At 64.0% G+C, this 16,961-nt stretch carries 19 protein-coding genes; 11 read left to right on the top strand and 8 right to left on the bottom strand.

Annotation, left to right across the window (positions count from 1 at the left end; genetic code table 11):
* The 3 genes from ACK4OE_RS16615 to ACK4OE_RS16625 form a co-directional block, all read left to right on the top strand.
* The coding region (locus tag ACK4OE_RS16615) for a HipA domain-containing protein (RefSeq protein ID WP_409886181.1) at window positions 1–557 on the top strand (557 nt) is incomplete at its 5' end.
* A 114-nt stretch (window positions 558–671) separates the two neighbouring features.
* Window positions 672–1,757 (top strand): diguanylate cyclase, encoded by a 1,086-nt coding sequence (locus ACK4OE_RS16620; protein WP_409886183.1) that lies wholly within the window; start codon window positions 672–674, stop codon window positions 1,755–1,757.
* A gap of 316 nt (window positions 1,758–2,073) precedes the next feature.
* A complete protein-coding gene (locus ACK4OE_RS16625) occupies window positions 2,074–2,358 on the top strand; it encodes a DUF6150 family protein (protein ID WP_409886185.1) in 285 nt (94 codons plus the stop codon).
* A gap of 38 nt (window positions 2,359–2,396) precedes the next feature.
* Here ACK4OE_RS16625 and ACK4OE_RS16630 read toward each other — a convergent pair whose 3' ends face one another.
* Window positions 2,397–3,242: a fumarylacetoacetate hydrolase family protein gene (locus tag ACK4OE_RS16630; RefSeq protein WP_409886187.1), complete on the bottom strand. Its 846-nt coding sequence runs from the start codon at window positions 3,240–3,242 to the stop codon at window positions 2,397–2,399.
* Window positions 3,243–3,555: 313 nt separating this feature from the next.
* Here ACK4OE_RS16630 and ACK4OE_RS16635 point away from each other — a divergent pair, with 313 nt between their 5' ends.
* Genes ACK4OE_RS16635 through ACK4OE_RS16645 form a run of 3 tightly spaced genes read left to right on the top strand, consistent with a single transcriptional unit; the run spans window position 3,556 to window position 5,774 of the window.
* A complete protein-coding gene (locus ACK4OE_RS16635; protein ID WP_409886189.1) occupies window positions 3,556–4,155 on the top strand; it encodes a chromate transporter in 600 nt (199 codons plus the stop codon).
* Complete coding sequence (locus tag ACK4OE_RS16640; protein WP_409886191.1) at window positions 4,152–4,757, top strand: chromate transporter; 606 nt, start codon at window positions 4,152–4,154, stop codon at window positions 4,755–4,757. Before ACK4OE_RS16635 ends, ACK4OE_RS16640 begins: the two co-directional genes overlap by 4 nt.
* A gap of 36 nt (window positions 4,758–4,793) precedes the next feature.
* A complete protein-coding gene (locus ACK4OE_RS16645) occupies window positions 4,794–5,774 on the top strand; it encodes a hypothetical protein (protein WP_409886193.1) in 981 nt (326 codons plus the stop codon).
* A gap of 40 nt (window positions 5,775–5,814) precedes the next feature.
* On the opposite strand, the gene ACK4OE_RS16650 is transcribed toward ACK4OE_RS16645, so the two are convergent.
* The 3 genes from ACK4OE_RS16650 to ACK4OE_RS16660 form a co-directional block, all read right to left on the bottom strand.
* A complete protein-coding gene (locus ACK4OE_RS16650; protein WP_409886195.1) occupies window positions 5,815–6,978 on the bottom strand; it encodes an ABC transporter substrate-binding protein in 1,164 nt (387 codons plus the stop codon).
* A gap of 307 nt (window positions 6,979–7,285) precedes the next feature.
* Window positions 7,286–8,032, bottom strand: a complete 747-nt coding sequence (gene rlmB / locus ACK4OE_RS16655; RefSeq protein WP_409886197.1) for a 23S rRNA (guanosine(2251)-2'-O)-methyltransferase RlmB — start codon at window positions 8,030–8,032, stop codon at window positions 7,286–7,288.
* A gap of 145 nt (window positions 8,033–8,177) precedes the next feature.
* Complete coding sequence (locus tag ACK4OE_RS16660) at window positions 8,178–8,879, bottom strand: ABC transporter ATP-binding protein (RefSeq protein WP_409886199.1); 702 nt, start codon at window positions 8,877–8,879, stop codon at window positions 8,178–8,180.
* Window positions 8,880–8,894: 15 nt separating this feature from the next.
* Here ACK4OE_RS16660 and ACK4OE_RS16665 point away from each other — a divergent pair, with 15 nt between their 5' ends.
* Window positions 8,895–9,563: an arylesterase gene (locus tag ACK4OE_RS16665; protein ID WP_409886201.1), complete on the top strand. Its 669-nt coding sequence runs from the start codon at window positions 8,895–8,897 to the stop codon at window positions 9,561–9,563.
* A gap of 15 nt (window positions 9,564–9,578) precedes the next feature.
* Here the strand turns inward: ACK4OE_RS16665 and ACK4OE_RS16670 are convergent, their stop codons facing one another.
* From ACK4OE_RS16670 to ACK4OE_RS16685, 4 genes are all read right to left on the bottom strand, one after another.
* Entirely contained in the window at window positions 9,579–9,767 is a 189-nt protein-coding gene (locus tag ACK4OE_RS16670; protein WP_409886203.1) for a hypothetical protein, read from the bottom strand.
* 54 nt (window positions 9,768–9,821) lie between these two features.
* Window positions 9,822–10,622 carry a DUF2189 domain-containing protein gene (locus ACK4OE_RS16675; RefSeq protein WP_409886204.1) on the bottom strand — a complete coding sequence of 267 codons (801 nt, stop codon included), beginning with the start codon at window positions 10,620–10,622 and terminating at the stop codon, window positions 9,822–9,824.
* Window positions 10,623–10,762: 140 nt separating this feature from the next.
* Complete coding sequence (locus tag ACK4OE_RS16680; RefSeq protein WP_409886206.1) at window positions 10,763–11,998, bottom strand: PLP-dependent transferase; 1,236 nt, start codon at window positions 11,996–11,998, stop codon at window positions 10,763–10,765.
* 77 nt (window positions 11,999–12,075) lie between these two features.
* The gene (locus ACK4OE_RS16685; protein WP_409886208.1) at window positions 12,076–12,546 is read right to left on the bottom strand and encodes a BON domain-containing protein; all 471 of its coding nucleotides are present in this window, start codon (window positions 12,544–12,546) and stop codon (window positions 12,076–12,078) included.
* Window positions 12,547–12,689: 143 nt separating this feature from the next.
* On the opposite strand from ACK4OE_RS16685, the gene ACK4OE_RS16690 reads away from it, so the two are divergent.
* From ACK4OE_RS16690 to ACK4OE_RS16705, 4 genes are all read left to right on the top strand, one after another.
* Complete coding sequence (locus tag ACK4OE_RS16690) at window positions 12,690–14,378, top strand: SulP family inorganic anion transporter (protein ID WP_409886210.1); 1,689 nt, start codon at window positions 12,690–12,692, stop codon at window positions 14,376–14,378.
* A gap of 105 nt (window positions 14,379–14,483) precedes the next feature.
* A complete protein-coding gene (locus ACK4OE_RS16695) occupies window positions 14,484–15,257 on the top strand; it encodes a GGDEF domain-containing protein (protein WP_409886212.1) in 774 nt (257 codons plus the stop codon).
* Between the two features lie 10 nt (window positions 15,258–15,267).
* Entirely contained in the window at window positions 15,268–16,119 is an 852-nt protein-coding gene (locus tag ACK4OE_RS16700; protein ID WP_409886214.1) for a MinD/ParA family protein, read from the top strand.
* 93 nt (window positions 16,120–16,212) lie between these two features.
* Window positions 16,213–16,959 (top strand): sulfurtransferase, encoded by a 747-nt coding sequence (locus tag ACK4OE_RS16705; protein ID WP_409886216.1) that lies wholly within the window; start codon window positions 16,213–16,215, stop codon window positions 16,957–16,959.
* Window positions 16,960–16,961: the final 2 nt, after the last annotated feature.

A 16,961-nucleotide genomic window follows, 5' to 3' on the forward strand; every position in this document is an offset into this window, starting at 1 on the left:
TGCCCGGCGGCGCCCGCGTGCACATGGAAGAGTTCAACCAGGTGCTGGGCTACACGCCGCGCCAGAAATACGGCAAAACCCATGGCAAGGGCGCGCTGCAGGATTGGGCCACCATGCTGCGTGTACTCAACCGCCTCAGCAGCCAGCCGGTGCAGGACACGCGCGAGTTTCTGGCGCGCATGGTGGCGTTCATCCTGATGGGCAACACCGATGCCCACCTGAAAAACTGGGCCCTGGTCTACCCCGACGGCCGCGTGCCCCAGCTGGCCCCGGTGTACGACCCGGTGTGTGTGGCCGCGTTTTTTGACGGTGTGCCCGACCAGCAGTACGTCGTCAACCGCGCCATCGACACCACCCTGCGGGCGCTGACCTGGGACGACATGGAGGGCTTGATGAAATCCGCCGGGCTGCTGCGCGTGCCCCGGCACATGGCGCTGCTGCGTGGGGTGGTCAAGCTGGCGCAGGCAGACTGGCCGGCAGTGCTGCAGGACGCGCCGGCGACCGTGCGCACCGTGGTGACCGAGCGTCTGGCGGGCAGTGTTGCTCTGGCGCGCTGAAGCGTCTGAGCGTCCGAGCATCACCCCCATCAAAAGCGGAGAAATGCAAGCAACGCGACCCTCAAATTCTGTCGGTGCATGCGCAGGGATTCATACAACTGGATACGATGCGCCATGGAATCAAAGCCCCCGATCCCTGCCGATGAGGCGCTCATCCAGACAGCGCTGGCGGACCCGCAGCGTCTGGCTGCGCTGTTCGACACCGGCTTGCTGGACACTCCGCCCGAAGAAGGCTTTGACCGCCTGACCCGCCTGGCGGCCAGGCTGACCGGGGCACCAGTCGCCTTTGTGTCGCTGGTCGATGCGGACCGGGATTTTTATAAAAGCATCTTCGACGTGAGTGGGGCGCTCAGCAGCACCCGCGAGCTGAAAGGGCGCACCTTTTGTCACCATGCGCTGGTGTCCAAAGAAGCTTTGATCCTGGAAGACGTTACGCAACTGCCGGTCTTTTGCGATGTGCCCGCAGCGGCGTCGTTGGGAGTCAGGGCGTATGCGGGCATTCCCCTCAAAACTGAGGCGGGGGAAGTGCTGGGCAGCTTTTGCGCGATAGATTTCAAGCCCAAACAATGGAGCGAACAGGATATTGAAGTCCTCGTTGAGCTGGCCCACTCTGCCATGCGCGAGATACGCCTGCGCAAGGCGCTGCACCAGGCGGAAGCGCTCAACGTGCAGTTGCTGGCGCAGATCAAGCGGGTGGATGAGTTGAATCGGGCGCTTGGCGAGCTAGCAACCACCGATGCGTTGACGGGCCTGAACAACCGGCGGTCTTTCGACCACAGCCTGCAGCTGGAACTGGCCATTGTGGAGCGCAGAAACACGCCGCTGAGCCTGCTGATGCTGGACGTAGACCACTTCAAGCGCATCAACGATAACTTCGGCCACGAGGCGGGCGACAAAGTGCTGGTCGCCATCGCCCAGATGCTCAACGGCTGCGCCCGGGTGGTGGATGTGGTGGCCCGGGTGGGTGGCGAGGAGTTCGCGGTCATTTTGCCCAACACCGACGCAGACGGCGCGATGGATGTCGCCGAACGCATGCGCACCGCGGTGGCCCAGGCCAACTGGCTCGCTCACCCGGCGACGATCAGCATTGGTGTTGCCACCTTGCAGATGAAGGAATCTGCGAGCCGTCTTTACTCGCGTGCAGACGCCGCGCTGTATGCGGCGAAAGCGGCAGGACGAAACCGGGTGGTGATGGGGTAGGAGTTTGTTCCACCCCAGAGCCGTGCTTGGCGACACGGAGTAACGGAGGGCATCGGTTCGCATCGAATGCCCAGCTGCTCACTTTGAACCATGGGTCAGCAGTATTCAGACCGTAGTAGAAAATCTCAAAAATGATAGCTGCCTCCGCTTATGCACCAAGCGCTAGCGCCCAATTTGACTCAAAGTTTTACATTCCCGACGCGCATCGAGGGCCCGAGGGCCATGTTTTTGGATACCCTCGGGGCTGTTTGCGACTGAACCCATGCGTTGGTGACCCAAAGCGCAGTTACCGACCCACAGCCAGAAAGGGTGCCCCGTGGCCAAAATCTTGGAAGTGAAGTACGAAAACCAGGCCCAAGCGCGCGTCTGCGAGGTGGCCTACGAAAGCCAGGCCGACCTGTGCTGGTATGAGGTGCCCTACGACACCCAGGCCAGCGGCGATGTCGCCTGGTTTTTTGTGACCCGAGAAAGCCAGGCCAGCTTCAAGATCTTCAGGGTGAAATATGAAAGCCAGGCCGACCTGAAAGTGTTCAAGGTGAAGCACGCCGAGAAGGCGGGATGGCGCAACACGGCGCATGCGCTCAAGGGCAAGCTGGGTTAAATAAGCCCTGGTGGCAGGCAGGCACGCAGGCTTGCTGCTTAGCCACCCACCAGCGTCTGCACCTGCTCCCCCAACCCGGTAGCGCCCAGGCGCACCACATCGCCCGCCTTCAAGAACCAGGGCGCAGGCTTTTGCCCCAGCCCCACACCTGCGGGCGTGCCCGTCAGGATCAGGTCGCCGGGCTCCAGTGTCATGAACTGGCTGATGTACGACACCACCGTGGGCACGCCAAAGATGAAGTTGCGGGTGCTGCCGTTTTGCACGCGCTGGCCGTTCACCTCCAGCCACAGGTCGATGGCGTTCGGGTTGGGCACTTCGTCGGCCGTCACCAGCCAGGGGCCGATGGGGGCGAAGGTGTCGTAGCTCTTGCCTTTGTCCCACTGGCCGCCGCGCTCCATTTGCCACGCGCGTTCTGACACATCGTTGGCCAGCACATACCCGGCCACATGCGCCAACGCGTCGGCCTCGGTCACATGGCTGGCTCGGGTGCCGATGACGATACCGAGCTCGACCTCCCAATCAGTCTTGAGCGCGCCGGGCGGGATGCGCACGTCGTCATGGGGGCCGCTGAGCGCGGTGACGGCTTTCATGAACAGTACGGGCTCGGCAGGCGGTTGCATGCCGGCCTCTTTGGCGTGGTCGGCGTAGTTCAGGCCCACGCACACGATCTTGCCCACGCCACCCACGGGGCTGCCCACGCGGGGCGAGCCCTCCACCGCGGGCAGACGGGATGTGTCGATGGCTGCCAGTGCAGCCAGGGTACGGGGGTTGAGCTGGGCGGGGCCGATGTCGGGCAGCAGCATGGACAGGTCGCGCAGGGTGCCTTGGGCGTCGACCAGCCCGGGGCGCTCGGCGCCGGGCTGACCGTAGCGGATAAGTTTCATGGAAATCCTTGAGGGGTGAGAAGCGGTAGCGAAGAGAGGTGACGCACAGAGGTTGCGAAAACCGGTTGCGCAAAGCGCGCAGCATACCGACCGCAGCGCCCCCGTGCAGACGCCAAACACTGCACTGGCGCCATGCCGCATCACGACGCCTGCCGAGCCTGAGGGGTGCGGGCCTGCGGCGTAACATCCTGCGGTGTGCTCAGCGCCCGGAGCTTGGTGACATCACCCTCAGCGCGATCGCAGTAATTCCTGATTTGATAGCTGCTAACGCTTACCCATCAAGCGCTAGAGGCCTTTTTAACCAACATTTTATATGGCCGACGAAGCCCTTCCCCCCTCCCCCGACCCGCTGGCCATGGAGAGGCCCCAGCCCCGAAACCCGACCGATCTGTTCTGGTCGTTCACCTGGCTGGCTCTGCAAGGCTTTGGCGGTGTACTGGCCGTGGTGCAGCGCGAGCTGGTGGAGAAAAAGCGCTGGATGACGAACGAAGAGTTCATCGAGGACTGGGCGGTGGCTCAGATCATGCCAGGGCCCAACGTGGTCAACCTTAGCATCATGATTGGCGACCGCTACTTTGGCCTGCGTGGCGCGTTTGCGGCGCTGGCGGGCATGCTGACGTTTCCGCTGATGCTGGTGCTGACGCTGGCCGTGGTGTATGCCCAGTTTGCCAGCCACCCGGCCGTGGCGGGCGCGCTGCGTGGCATGGGCGCAGTGGCCGCGGGGCTGATTGCGGGAGTGGGCATCAAGCTGTTTGTGTCTATCAAGAACCACCCGCTGGGGCGACCGCTGTGCGTGGCGCTGGCGGGGCTCACCATTGTGGCCATGGCGGTGCTGCGGTTGCCGCTGTTCTGGATCTTGCCGGTGCTGGGCGGCGCGGCCTGCGTGCTGACGTGGAGAAAAATCGCACCATGACGCCTGCCATGCAACACATCGCCACGCTGGGTGTGGCCGACTGGTTCAACCTGTTTCTGTACTACCTGTCGCTATCGCTGCTGGCAGTGGGGGGCGCCATTGCCACAGCACCCGACATGCACCGTTTTCTGGTCGAACGCCAGGACTGGCTGACCGACCCGCAGTTCAGTGCGTCCATCGCCATCGCTCAGGCCGCGCCTGGCCCGAATGTGCTGTTTGTAGCCCTGCTGGGCTGGAACGTGGGATTGAACGCGGGCGGCCCCGGCGCGGCGGGCTGGCTGCTGGGCGCCCTGGGCATGGCGGTGTGCATGCTGGGCGTGATGCTGCCCAGCAGCCTGCTGACCTGGACGGCCACCCGCTGGGGCCACCGCAACCGCGAGCGGCGTGCGGTGCGCGCATTCAAGCAAGGCATGGCGCCCGTGGTGATTGGCCTGCTGCTGGCCACATCCTGGGTGCTGGCCCGCGCACATGGCGACCCTGCGCTGGATTGGCCGCTGTGGCTGCTGACCGCCACCACCATGGTGCTGGTATGGCGTACCAAGCTGCATCTGCTGTGGATGCTGAGCGCCGGGGCGGTGCTGGGGGCCGTGGGCTGGGTATAGATTGACTGCACAAGTAAAAAACCGGAGGGAAACCCGATGATCGTTCCGTCGTTCTGGGCAGAAGCCCGCAGGCAAATACGCCGGGGCAACCGGCAAATCACCGTGCGCCGTTGGGGCTGGTCGGACACCAGCGAGGCCGACGCACAAGCCATGGCCGAGGCCCGGGCAGACGAAGCGCTGGCCCTGGCACAAACGGACAACACGGTGGAGCGCCGCGAACGCAAGGTGGCCTACAACGGCGCGCAGGGTGTGCCCATTCGCGAAGAAGTGCTGGAGCGCCATGGCGACACCGTGATCACGCGCAACGCCTACGGTGCCAAGTGCCTGAACACCCCCGACGTGCTGTTTGCCGATGTGGACTTTGATACCGCCCTGCCCCGCGGGCTGTATGTGGCGGCCTTGTGCTTGTTGGCCGCCGTGGTGCTGCTGCCCGCGCGGTGGTTGCTGGGATCATGGGGTTGGCTGGCGTTTGGGCTGGTGGCGGTGCTGGGCACGGCGCCGCTGGCGCATCTGCTGCAGCGGCTGAACCCGGCGCGACAGGGGGGCCCGCAGGCAGCGGCCATGGCACGTCTGCGAGCGTTTTTGCAGGACCAGCCCGCGTGGGCAGTGCGCGTGTACCGCACGCCTGCAGGCCTCAGGTTGCTGGCCACACAAGGGCCTGTAGCGCCGGGTAGCGAGCAAGCACAGGCGTTTTTCAACGCCGTAGGGGCCGACCCGCTGTACGTGCGCATGTGCGAAAACCAGCACTGCTTTCGGGCCCGGCTGACGGGCAAGCCATGGCGCATGGGCATCGAAAAACATTTGCGGCCCCGCCCCGGCGTGTGGCCGGTGAGCGCAGACCGCTTGCCGGTGCGCCAGGCATGGGTGCGCCATTACGACACACGCGCACAAGACTTTGCTGCGTGCGCGTGGATAGAAACCGTGGGCAGCGGCGTGGTGCATCCGGCAGTGCAGCCCGTGGTGGACTTGCACGACAATCTGAGCCAACCCCTGCAACCGGGCAAACCCCTGGCCTAATGGGGCACAGAAGTGGGCCGGACAGGCACTACGCAGTAGATCAGCTCAAGCGCCGACCGTTCTCTGCGTAAATCGCCAGATAGACGGAGTCCGACCCGATGTAGGGCGCCTTGTTGCCAAACCCCACATTGAAGTCGCCAAACGACAGCGACCGGATACTGGCCAGCCCCGCACGCAAACGCTCGCGGGTAAGGTCCTTGCCCGCGTTCTTGAGACCTTCGATCATGATCTGGCCGTTGAGCCAGCCTTCTAGCGCACTATTGCTGTTAACGAACCCTGGGTTGGCGCCCGTGGCTTTCATCGTGCTCTGGAACTTGCGCACGACCACCGATTTTTGCGAGTTGGCATCGGGGAACACCTGCACCAGCGCCAAGCCACGCGTGGCAGATGCCAGCTTGGGCAGTTCGGACGAGATGACCGTGACGGAGATGCCCGCCAGAGGTACACCCTGCGCCTTGGCGCGGAAGGCCTGCACGAACGCAGTGTTGGCAGTGCCTGTGGTGGCCAGCAGCACGGCACCGGGACGCTCTGCGGCCACCTTGTCAGCCAGATCGGCGCCATTTTTGCCGTCCACGGCCAGTGCGTATTCGCCCGCGCGTTCCACCTTGATGTCGTCAAGGGCCTTGGACATGTCCTTGAGCACTTCCTTGCCAAAGGGGTTGTCCAGGTACACCACAGCAATGCGCTTGAGGCCCATGTCCACCACCTGCTTGACCAGGCGCTGGGTTTCTTCGCGGTAAGTGGGACGCAAAAAGAACACGTGCCGCGCTTCTGCGCTGCGCAGCGACGTCGCACCGGTCACGGGCCCCACGGTGGGGATGCCCTTGGCTTCGATCAGGGGCAAGATCGCGGCCGTGTTGGCGGTTCCCAGCGGCGAGATCAGGGCAAAGATCGATTGCGCGTCCACCATCTCGGCCACATTCTTCAAAGTGCGGGCAGCCACGTAGCCATCGTCCTTGGGGTCCATCCGGATCTCGCGGCCAAAGATGCCGCCGGCGGCATTCACCTCGGCAAACGCAGCCTTCATGCCCGCCACTTGCTCAGTACCCGCCTGACCCAGCGGGCCCGTCAGCGCAATGGAGCAGCCCAGGGTGATGGATCTGGGCGTCAGCGCCTCTTCAGCTGCCGCAGTGTGGGCCCATGCGGGCAGGCCGGTGGCAGCGGCGACCTGGGTGGCGCGCAAGAGAAAATGACGACGACTCATAGTGGGTTCTGACCAAAGATTGCAACAGGGGAGGAGGCTATACGTAATACGTGTAACCGCGTGTCAGTTCAGCGACATGAACCGCTTAAACAACGGATCGGGGCCAACGGAATGAAATATTGAAGGTCTGAGTGACTGAGTCAGCCAATCAGCCTACCAGCAGCAGCGGCGCACTGGGCGCACTGTTGATCACCACCAACTTGCCCCTGGGTGCACGCACCTGGTGCGCCAAGTGCGCCTGCAGCGCCTGCAGCACCCGGGGTTTACGGTGGCGAGCGAAGCGTCTGGCATCGCCTGCGGGGTGGGATCAGGACCGCTGGCGCAGCGCCTCGTACAGGCACACGCCGCTGGCCACCGATACGTTCAGGCTTTCGACAGCGCCCTTCATGGGGATGCTGACCAGCTCGTCGCAGGTCTTGCGCGTGAGCTGGCGCATGCCGTCGCCCTCGGCGCCCAGCACCAGGGCCACGGGGCCTTTCAAGTCCACTTGGTAGATGGTCTTGGGCGCGTCGTCGCTGGTGCCGATGCACCAGATGTTGCGCTCCTTGAGTTCGTTCAAGGTGCGCGAGAGGTTGGTGACCATGAAGTACGGCATGGTCTCGGCAGCCCCGCTGGCCACCTTGGCCACTGTGGCGTTGATGCCCACGGCGTGGTCCTTGGGGGCGATGACGGCATGTGCGCCCGCGCCATCGGCCACCCGCAGGCAGGCGCCGAGGTTGTGCGGATCGGTCACGCCGTCGAGCACCAGCAGCAGCGGGTTCTCGACGCCGGCGGCTTCGAGGTTCTCCAGCAGTTCGTCGAGCGAGGTGATCTGCGCCACGGCCTCGACCCGTGCGGCCACGCCCTGGTGGCCGTGGCTACCGGCCAATTTGGCGATGCGTTCGCTGTCGGCTTCGATCAAACGGGCACCGGCCTCGCGGGCACGGTCGAGAAACTGGCGCATGCGAGCGTCGCGCCGCGTGACCTCGTAGTAAATCTCGATGACGGATTTCGGTGCGGTCTTCAGACGCACACCCACGGCGTGAAAGCCGAAGAGAACTTTGGGGCTGGACATGGGGAGGGATTATCCGCTGGCGACGGGCATCCGTTTAGACCACTATCAAATTCATAGCTATTAGCGCTTGATGGATAAGCGCCAGAGGCCAAAAACACTCAAAATCAGGCCGCACAACGTTCATTGCACGGCGCGAATCTTTCGATCAGACCACCCGACCCGCTTCAATGGTGATGCGCCGCTCGCACTGTTCGGCGATGGCGCGGTCGTGGGTGACCAGCACCAGTGTCGTGCCCTGCTCGCGATTCAGGTCGAACATGAGCTTCATGATGGTGTCGCCGGTCGCAAAGTCCAGGCTGCCCGTGGGTTCGTCGGCCAGCAGCACCGCAGGCTGCACGACAAAAGCACGCGCCAGTGCCACACGTTGCTGCTCGCCGCCCGACAGCACCTTGGGGTAATGCGACAGTCGCTGGCCCAGGCCCACGCGGGCCAGCATGTCCGCAGCCGCCTTGCGCGCGTCGCGCCGGTCGGCCAGCTCCAACGGCAGCATCACGTTCTCTAGCGCGGTGAGGTTGCCCATGAGCTGAAAGCTCTGAAACACAAAACCCACCTTCTGGGCGCGCAGCGCGGCGCGCGCGTCTTCGTCGATGGCAAAGAGGTCATGGCCATCGAGCCGCACCGTGCCGCGCGTAGGGGTGTCCAGCCCGGCAATGATGGACAACAACGTGCTTTTGCCAGACCCTGACGCACCCACAATCGCAGCGGTTTCCCTTGGTGCCAGGCGGAAATCGATATCCCGCAGAATGTCGAGTGTTCCGGTGGAATCCGTCACCGACTTGAAGACATGCTCCACGGCAATGATGGATGTAGCGGCGACTGTCTTGGGCGATGGGGAGGATTCGGACATGAAAGGCTCTTTACTTTGATTCGATATCAACAACGGCGTCACTTTATCCTGAGCGCTTCTATCGGGCTCCTGGTGGGGCTTTCGGTGCCCAGCGCCATGGCGCAGTCAGGCGCCAGGACGGCCACCGTGCCTGTGATCCTGGTGCTGGGCGATTCACTCAGCGCCGAGTACGGGCTGCCCCGCGGCACGGGCTGGGTGGCACTGCTTGAAAAGCAGTTGGCACAAGACAAGCTGAATGCCACGGTGGTCAACGCCAGCGTGAGCGGCGAAACCACCTCGGGCGGCCGCTCGCGCCTGGCGGCGCTGCTGGCGCAGCACAAGCCCAGCCATGTGGTGATCGAACTGGGCGGCAACGATGCCTTGCGGGGACTGCCACTCAAAAACACGGAAGAAAATCTGACCTGGATGACGCAGGCGGCGCAAAGGGCCGGTGCCAAGGTCTTGCTGGTGGGTATGCAGGTGCCGCCCAACTACGGAACGGACTACGCCAACCGGTTTGCGGGTCTGTTTGCCTCGGTGGCAAAAGCCCAAAAGGCCGCTGTGGTGCCCTTCTTTCTGAAGGGTGTGGCCGACGGGCCCGACCCGACCCGTCTGTTCCAGCCTGACCGCATCCACCCGCGCGCCGAAGCGCATCCGCAGATGCTGGCCAATGTGTGGCCGGAACTGAAAAAGCTGTTGCGCTGAATCACGGCTGACGTTTTAGCCGCCGGAGGCGCTCGCAGGCTGATCGGGGGCTGCGGCATCGCCCGCTGGCTGGTCATCAGCGGGCTGGCCACCCTGCGGATCGTCCGACCTGTGTTGTGTTTTAGATCTCAGCTTCTCTTCCTTTTTTTTCTTTTTGGCGAGTTCGCGCTGGCGTTTTTCGTATCCGTAGTTGGGTGTTGCCAAGGTAATTGCTTCCTGAAGTAGAGACTCACTGTAACAGCATGACCTTTTGAAGGATCACGCAGCGGACGGCTGCAGTGGGGTTACTGACGCCCTGTATGCATGCCAGCTGGCAAAGCCCAGCACCGGCCCCGCCAGCAGCAGCCCCACGCCCCAGAACCAGAGCGACAGGGCCACGATGGCGGTGATGAGCGCGCCCCACAGCAGCATGACGGCAGGGTTCTCCAGCACCACCCGCATGCTGGTGATGCCGGCAGTCAGCGCGTCCGTGTCGCGGTCCAAAATCATCGGGATGGACACCACGGACGTGGAGAACACCAAAGCCGCAAAAGCCCCGCCGACCACGGTGTACACCGCGACAAAGCTCCAGTTCTGGGGGTTGAACACTGCCTGCAGTACGCCAGTGGTCGACGGCATACCGGTGTTGAAGAACACCGCAAATACCACCAGCGACGCCCGCCCCCACAAAAGCTCCAGCACCACAAGCACCAGCACCAGCATGCCCATGCTGCCCATGTGAGTGTCCCAGCAGGTGAGTGATTCGCTCAGCACAGGCTTGAGGCCCGCCTCCCGCCGACGGCTGGTGTCATACAAACCCATCGCCAGAAAAGGCCCCAACAGCAGACAACCGCTGGCCATGGACATCGTGTACTCCGGCTTTGTACGGAACACCCAGCCCAGCACCAGCGCCATGCACCAAAAACATACGCCGTAAAACAACGCGATGCCTGGCGCTGCACGCATGTCACGCACACCTTTCGCAAGCCAGACAAAGGGATCTGCCAGCCTGAGCGGCTGCAGGGTGACCGGCGCGGATGCGCGCGGGTCGGGTGCTGAGGGGATGGGGGCGTCGGTCATGCAGGCTGTCGTTGAGCGGCGATACCGCCAGAGCCCCCACACTAAGCCACGCAATGGCTGCACGCCACTGAGGAAACTACCACCCCGCCACACGGAATTGCGCGGAGCAGCGTCTCAATGACTGCGAGTCTTGATGCGCGTCAAGCCGCAAAGGCCCGCGCCATCGCCTGTTGCAGATCCTGCCTCAGGTCGTCCACCGATTCAAGGCCGATGGAAAAGCGCACCAGAGTGCCAGGCCGAAGGTGTGCGCCCGGGCGTGAGCGCATGCTGGCCAGCTGATATGGCACGACAAGGCTCATAGGCCCACCCCAGCTGTAGCCCAGCTTGAACAGGCGCAGGCTGTCGCAGAAAACATCGATCTGGTCCTGCGTGTAGCGCGCGTCCACCATCACGCTGAACAAGCCCGCTGCGGCGCCCTGCCCTGCATGCCCTGCACCGCACAGCGCCCGCCAGTGCTCATGACCGGGGGACCCAGCCAGCGCGGGGTGCAGCACCTGGGCGATGGCAGGCTGTTGCTGCATCCACTGCGCCAGCACGCGCGCCGCTTCATCGTGCGCGCGGTACCGCAGGCCGATGCTGGGCAGCGAGCGCAGCACGGCTTCGGCGTCGTTCGCGCCGACACCCAGGCCCAGCCGCATGTGGGTGAGCTTGATCTTCATGTGCAGCGCCGGGTCGCGCGTCATCACGCTGCCCATCAGCACATCGCCCCCGCCACTGGGGTACTTGGTCAGCGCGTGCGCCGAGATATCAACGCCCAGGGTGCCATCGCCCAAAAGGTCAAAAGGGGCAAACGCCAGCCCGGAGCCCCAGGTGTTGTCCAGCGCCGTGGTGACGCAACGAGCCCGGCAGATGCGCACCTGCTCGCACAGGTCCGGAAACTCCATGGTGACCGAGCCCGGCGCCTCCAGCCACACTAATTTGGTGGCGCGTGTAATGCGCGCAGCCAGATCGGCGGGGTCCAGCGGGTCAAACAATGCGTGCGTGATGCCGAACCGGGCAAGCTCGCCGTTGGCCAGGTCCTTGCCAGGGCCGTAGGCGTTATCGGGAATCAGAACCTCATCCCCCGGCTTGAGCAACGCCAGCGCCACATTGGCGATGGCAGCCAGGCCACTGGGCACGAGCACGCATTGAAGGCCCCCTTCCAGGGTGCACAAGCGCTCTTCCAGAATGAAGGTGGTCGGCGTCCCATGCAGGCCGTAGGTGTAGCCGCTTTTGTCCTTCCACTCGCGCGAGCGCATGGCCGCAACGTTGGGAAAGATGACGGTAGACGCCTTGTACACGCCTGGCTGCGGGGCCACAAAGCCCACAGGCGGGGCGTAGTCGTGGTGGACGATGCGGGTGACGAGATCGGTATCGTGTTCTTTCATGCCGGGCATGGTAGCGCGCCGCGCGGACAAGCCGGGCGGCGCGTTATCGGCTCTCTACAGAGCCTGGCTGTTCAAGGTGATGCGTTTTAGCTGGCGGACACGACTAACTGGTTGTTCACCTCGGTCACACCTTCGACGGCCTTGGCAATCGTTTCGGCACGGTCACGTGCGACGGTGGTGGGTGCGGGGCCATTCAACGTGACCTTGCCATTGACGGTATCCACATTGATCTTGAGCGCGCTCAGATCAGCGTCACGGGCCAGTTCTGCATTGACCTTTGCAGTGATCGTGGCATCGTCAATCGCGCCCATGGCGCGTTCGCCAGCGTTCGACACGGCATTGCCAGCGTTGGCAGCGCTTTGCTCCATGCGGGTTTCTACGCTGGGCGTGGTGGTTGCGGCAGACTGTTCGGTGCGCTCGGGCACCGTGTCCATGCGTTGGCCCACGGTAGGGTCTTCGGTCTTGCCGCAGGCGGACAGGCCCAAGGCCAAAGCGCTCACAGCCAGGATGCTGGCAAATCGTTGTACAGGACGTTGGGAAATCTTCAGGGTGGTCATTGCGATTACTCCTTGCAGTTGAAACATGGGGCAACTTTATGCAGCGAGCGGCGGGCCCAGGGTGGGACTTGGCCGAAGTGCCTGTAGGACGCTGCCGCCCGGCCGTGGCCGCCAACCTGTGCTACTGGCGCGACAATCGCAGGATGTCTTTGTCTTCGCTCTCTCGCTGGCTGCCGTTTCTGGCGTGGCCACGTCCCGACCGCACACTGATCAAAGGTGAGTTCTGGGCCGGCATGACGGTTGGCCTGATGCTGGTTCCACAAGGCGTGGCGTACGCTGCGTTGGCGGGCATGCCGCTGGTCACCGGTATCTATGCGTCGCTGATACCGGCTTTGGTGGCCGTTCTGTTCAGCGCATCCACCCGCCTCGGCGTGGGCCCCACCGCTCTGACCAGTTTGCTGATTGGCGCATCCCTTACGGGCCTGGCCGAGCCGGGCAGCGCCCAGTGGGTGGCCATGGCGGCGTGGATGGCGCTGTTGTCAGGTCTGCTACAGCTGGTGATGGGACTCGCACGGTTTGGGTGGCTGCTCAATCTGGTCACATCCCCCGTGCTCAGCGGCTTCACGCAAGCGGCAGCATTGCTGATCCTCGGATCGCAGCTGGCGGCATTGACAGGGCTTCGGGCATCGGACTGGAGTGCATTGCTGGCGACGCCCTCCCCCGGGCTGTTTGATCTCACCGCTGCGGCCTTCGGGTTCGGAAGTCTGGCGCTGCTGACGTTGGCGCGCCGCTGGCGCCCCAACTTCCCGGCCGCCATCATTGTGGTGGGCGCTGCCGGGGCGCTGAGCTGGGCCGTCGGCTACGCCGACGCGGGCGGGGCCGTGGTAGGAGCGCTACCGTCGGGCCTGCCGGCGCCCTACTGGCCCGGGATGCTGCCCTGGTCGGGATTTGCGGCGCTGGTAATGCCCGTGCTGGTGATCACGCTGGTCAGTTTTCTCGAAACGGCCTCCAGCGCCAAGGTCGAAAGCCAGCGCTCTGGCGAGCAATGGAACGAGAACCAGGACCTGATCGGCCAGGGCCTGGCCAAGATCAGCAGCGGCCTGGTGGGCAGTTTTGCCACCAGCGCATCGTTCTCCCGCTCTGCCATCAACCTGTACGCAGGCGCCAAAAGCGGCTGGGCCACGCTGTTCGCGATCAGCCTGGTGCTGGTGGTGTTGCTGTGGCTCACCCCGGCGCTTTACCATGTGCCTCAATCGGTGCTGGCCGCCGTGGTGGTTACCGCAGTGACCAGCCTCATCAAACCCCGGACGCTGCTGCGGCTGTGGCGTTTGTCGCGGGTAGAGGCGGTCATTGGGGGGGTGACCTTTGCGCTGACGCTGGCTACAGCGCCCCGCATGTACTGGGGCGTGCTGGTGGGCCTGCTGATGAACCTGAGCCACTTTCTTTACCAGCGGCTGCACCCGCGCATCATTGAAGTGGGGCTGCACCCCGACGGCAGCATGCGCGACCGCCACCTGTGGCACCTGCCCACACTCGCGCCGCGCCTACTGGCATTGCGCATGGATGCTGAACTGGACTTTGCCTCTGCCAGTGCCCTGGAGCGGCGGGTTACCGAGCACCTGATCGATCACCCCGATGTGGTGCACCTGTGCCTGTTGGCCCAGCCGATCAACCGCATCGACGTGACGGGTGTGGAAACCTTCGCCCAATTGCTCGCGCTCATGCAGTCCAGAGGCGGTACCTTGCACCTTAGCGGCCTCAAATTGCCCGTGGAGCAGGTGCTGCGGCAGGCAGGGTTGCTGGCGCCCAACTCTGGCCTGGCCATGTACCGCACCGACACCGAGGCGCTGACAGCATTGCAGCAACTTCCAGAGCCTATCGCCAGGGTTTAGCGTGAGGGACCAGCGTGGTGCAGCGCGGGTTTAACCTACACCCCATGCTGGCTCTCTTCTTGCAGGGGCACTGGTACACTTCGCCAACTTTTTCTTGCTCCATTTGTGTCTGATTCAGCGGCCTCCCATCTTGTAGATCTTCGCGACCTTCGCCTGGATACTGCACACGCGCTGGTCGCTCAGGCAGGCGGCAGCGAAGCAGCGTTGCACCGCGAAGAGCCGTCGCGTTACCTGCAGGGCCTGATTGACGGCCTGTGCGAGCTGTCCCTCAAAGACCCCCTTACTGGCCTGGCCAACCGCAGGCACTTTCGCGCTGTACTCGAGCGTGAGATCGACCGCGTGACCCGCTCGGGCGAAGCGGCCCTGCTGCTCATGCTGGACATTGACTTCTTCAAAAAGGTCAACGACACGCATGGCCATCTGGCGGGCGATATCGTGCTGCAGTCGGTGGCGCGCACGCTAGCAGCCTGCGTCCGCCCCATGGACACCCTGGCGCGCTACGGCGGCGAGGAATTTGCCGTGGTGCTGCCTGCCTGCCAGGCCGCCTTTGGCCGCGTGGTGGCTGAACGCATCCGGCGCGCTGTCGCCAACACGCCGATCCGGATTTCCCCCTCAGTCGAGCTGAATGTGACGGTCAGCGTTGGTGGTGCGTTCGCCATGCAGTGGATCAGGTCCACCACCCTGCTGTGGACCGACCGGGCCGACCACCAGCTCTACCAGGCCAAAGCAGCTGGCCGCAACCGTGTCAGCATCGAGGAGCAACCCGACAGCACCGTCAGTGCCGAAGAGAAAAGCCTGTTGTTTGGCCCGCTCTACACCCCCTCGGGTTGGGGCGACCTGCCACCTATGGACTCCAATCCAACAGGCAGCGCCTACTGAAAGTTAGATGATGAGCGACGCGCTGTCCCCCCCACCCACTTCGCCGGCAAACGCTGCTGGCCCTGCCGTACCCGTGTCCTCTGCAACGGGGGCCCGCATCATTGCTGTCACCAGCGGCAAAGGCGGGGTCGGCAAGACTTTCGTCTCGGCCAACTTGGCCGCCGCCCTCACCCGCCGCGGCCAACGCGTACTGGTGCTCGACGCCGATCTGGGCCTGGCCAATCTGGACGTGGTACTGAACCTGCACCCCAAAATCACCCTGCACGATGTGTTTACCGGCAAGGCCTCGCTGGACGATGCCGTCATCGCCGCTCCCGGCGGTTTTGACGTGCTGCTCGCGGGCTCCGGCATGGTCGAGTATTCACGGCTGACGCCCGAGGTGCGCAACCAGTTCCTGAGCGTCATCCAGGCGCTGACCCCGCGCTACGACGTGGTGCTGCTCGACACCGGCGCAGGTATTTCGGACGTAGTGCTGTTCTCGATCTCCCTGGCGTCTGAAGTGCTCATCGTGGCCACGCCCGAACCCACCTCGCTGACCGACGCCTACGCCGCCATCAAGGTGCTGGCCATGCAGCAAAAGCGCCAGCATGTGCGCATGGTCATCAACCAGGCCGCGCGCCCGGGCGATGGCCGTGCCATCACCAGCCAGTTGCAGCAAGTGCTGGACCGCTTTGTCACCACCGAATCGGGCCGCCCCATGCGCCTGATCCACATGGGCGACATCCCGGCCGACCCTTCGGTGCGCGATGCCGTCATGCGCCGCAAGTTGCTGCTGGTGCAGACGCCCGGTTGCCCTGCGGCGCTGGCGATTGCCCAGCTGGCCAACAAGATCGAATCTACTCTGCTGACGCCCGCCGCGTGACGGTTCCCTAGACCTTCGGGCGCCCGCAGTGGCGCACCCAGACGCCCACAGATCAACAGGCCCGCCAGCGGGCCTTTGTGCATTTTTAACGCCGTGACTCACCCTACCGTTCTCAACATCTCCTGCTACAAGTTCGTGCCCCTGCCCGATGCGGCGGCGCTGCGCGACCTGCTGAGCGCGCGGGCTGTGGCTGCCGATCTGAAAGGCACCATCTTGCTGGCCGAGGAAGGCATCAACTTCTTTTTGGCAGGATCGGCCGACGCCGTGCGTGGTTTTGTCGATGCACTGCGAACCGATGCCCGGTTTGCGGACGTTGCACCGAAAGAAAGCTGGTCCGCCACCGTGCCGTTTCGCAAGATGCTGGTCAAGGTCAAGCGCGAGATCATTCGCATGGACCACCCCACCATTGCGCCTGCACACGGCCGCGCCCCGTCGGTAGACCCCGCCACGCTGCAGCGCTGGCTGGCGCAGGGCCACGACGATGACGGGCGCGAAGTGGTTACGCTGGACACACGCAACGCGTTTGAGGTGGACCACGGCACGTTCGACAACGCCATTGACTGGCGCATCGACAAGTTCACAGAGTTCCCCCCCGCCCTGCGCGCCAACAAGGCCTCCTTGCAAGACAAGACCGTGGTGAGCTTCTGCACCGGCGGCATCCGCTGCGAAAAGGCCGCCATCCTGATGCGTGAAGAAGGCCTGTCCCACGTCTACCAGCTGGAGGGCGGGATCCTGAAGTACTTTGAGCTGACCGATGGCTCGCACTACCACGGCGGCTGTTTTGTTTTTGATGAGCGCAGGGTGCTAGCCACAGACCTGCTCGCGGCAAAGAGCGACTAGCT

The organism is Acidovorax sp. (assembly GCF_046314175.1).
GTDB lineage: Bacteria > Pseudomonadota > Gammaproteobacteria > Burkholderiales > Burkholderiaceae_C > Acidovorax.

Bases quoted from the DNA above. Each gene is read 5' to 3' on its own strand.
- ACK4OE_RS16620 (WP_409886183.1), top strand. From the start codon at position 672: ATGGAATCAAAGCCCCCGATCCCTGCCGATGAGGCGCTCATCCAGACA.
- ACK4OE_RS16630 (WP_409886187.1), bottom strand. From the start codon at position 3,242: ATGAAACTTATCCGCTACGGTCAGCCCGGCGCCGAGCGCCCCGGGCTG.
- ACK4OE_RS16635 (WP_409886189.1), top strand. From the start codon at position 3,556: ATGGCCGACGAAGCCCTTCCCCCCTCCCCCGACCCGCTGGCCATGGAG.
- ACK4OE_RS16640 (WP_409886191.1), top strand. From the start codon at position 4,152: ATGACGCCTGCCATGCAACACATCGCCACGCTGGGTGTGGCCGACTGG.
- ACK4OE_RS16645 (WP_409886193.1), top strand. From the start codon at position 4,794: ATGATCGTTCCGTCGTTCTGGGCAGAAGCCCGCAGGCAAATACGCCGG.
- ACK4OE_RS16650 (WP_409886195.1), bottom strand. From the start codon at position 6,978: ATGAGTCGTCGTCATTTTCTCTTGCGCGCCACCCAGGTCGCCGCTGCC.
- rlmB (WP_409886197.1), bottom strand. From the start codon at position 8,032: ATGTCCAGCCCCAAAGTTCTCTTCGGCTTTCACGCCGTGGGTGTGCGT.
- ACK4OE_RS16660 (WP_409886199.1), bottom strand. From the start codon at position 8,879: ATGTCCGAATCCTCCCCATCGCCCAAGACAGTCGCCGCTACATCCATC.
- ACK4OE_RS16675 (WP_409886204.1), bottom strand. From the start codon at position 10,622: ATGACCGACGCCCCCATCCCCTCAGCACCCGACCCGCGCGCATCCGCG.
- ACK4OE_RS16680 (WP_409886206.1), bottom strand. From the start codon at position 11,998: ATGCCCGGCATGAAAGAACACGATACCGATCTCGTCACCCGCATCGTC.
- ACK4OE_RS16685 (WP_409886208.1), bottom strand. From the start codon at position 12,546: ATGACCACCCTGAAGATTTCCCAACGTCCTGTACAACGATTTGCCAGC.
- ACK4OE_RS16690 (WP_409886210.1), top strand. From the start codon at position 12,690: ATGTCTTTGTCTTCGCTCTCTCGCTGGCTGCCGTTTCTGGCGTGGCCA.
- ACK4OE_RS16700 (WP_409886214.1), top strand. From the start codon at position 15,268: ATGAGCGACGCGCTGTCCCCCCCACCCACTTCGCCGGCAAACGCTGCT.